The sequence below is a fragment of the Halorubrum sp. SD41 genome, assembly GCF_058630335.1.
This window is the reverse complement of record NZ_JBZVGZ010000056.1, coordinates 1-1,068: the sequence shown is the minus strand read 5'-3', so window position 1 is coordinate 1,068 and position 1,068 is coordinate 1. Positions and strand designations below refer to the sequence as shown.

Genomic DNA, 1,068 nt, shown 5'->3' with positions numbered 1-1,068 from the left:
GAGAGACGCCTTGTACGCCCTGTCGCTCGATCGCCAGCTGATTTCAGGCCCTATTGCACCGCCCTTCTCGGGGTGCTTTTCAGCGTTCGCTCACGCTACTTGTTCGCTATCGGTCTCGAGGAGTGTTTAGCCTTCTCAGGGGATGCCTGAGATGTTCACAGAGGATATCCGACCCCTGCTACTCTGGATTTGACGCCATCCGTACTGACTCATCTTACGGGGTTGTCACCCTGTTTCACGCTCCGTTCCAGGAGACTTCAGATGAGTTGTCGAGATTTGGTTGTCAACCCGAACACCACATTGGTCCGAAGACCTTCGGTTTGGGCTGTGTCGCGTTTACTCGCGGTTACTGACGACATCGCTGTTGCGTTCTTTTCCTGCCCTTACTGAGATGTTTCAATTCAGGGCGTTCCCTATTGCGCGTGGCAATTGTTGAACGGATTCCGATTGGGAGATCTCATGTTCTTTCCCTCCATGCGGGTCCCATGAGCTTTTCGCAGCTTGGCACGTCCGTCGTCGGCTCTCGAGCCGAGCCATTCACCAGCTGGCACAGTAGCCAGTAGTGTGTCAGCCAACTCTCCGAAGAGAGTGCTGACGGTGTCAAGTGACATAGTGTCACCCGACTGTATATGGTTCACTGACGTTCCACGAACTCGGATGAGTTCAGTGGACGTCTGGATCGCACGTATACACGGTTGTCATTGAATCGCCCCGGGTGTGACGGGGCGTTCGTCGAACCCTTCCCATCCGCGGTTTCCCGGGATGGTGCATCGGTCGTCGTGTTCAATCCGAGTCGCGTCTCCCATATAAGGGGACGGATTCGGACCGAACGGACATGGACTCACTGGGATTCGAACCCAGGGCATCCTCCTTGCAAGGGAGGCACTCTACCGCTGAGCTATGAGCCCACCTTCCCTCTCGGGAAGGTCTGGTGTGTTGTGTGAGCCGTAGTCGTTCTAAAGTGTCCAAGCCGGTGGGTGGGCGGACGTGACACAGACCAGTGCGAATGAGTAGTGACCGTCGGTGTGACGGTCGTAAGGTGAGCTCGCCCAGGGGGCGAGTCTCGGG

1 tRNA gene and 1 rRNA gene are annotated in these 1,068 nt (G+C 56.5%); both read right to left on the bottom strand.

The annotated features are described in order from the left end of the window. Positions 1-565, bottom strand: a 23S ribosomal RNA gene (locus AC4NMM_RS15250); the annotation flags it as partial. A 271-nt stretch (positions 566-836) separates the two neighbouring features. Beyond that, a tRNA-Ala gene (locus AC4NMM_RS15245) sits at positions 837-908 on the bottom strand. Between the last annotated feature and the right edge of the window lie 160 nt (positions 909-1,068).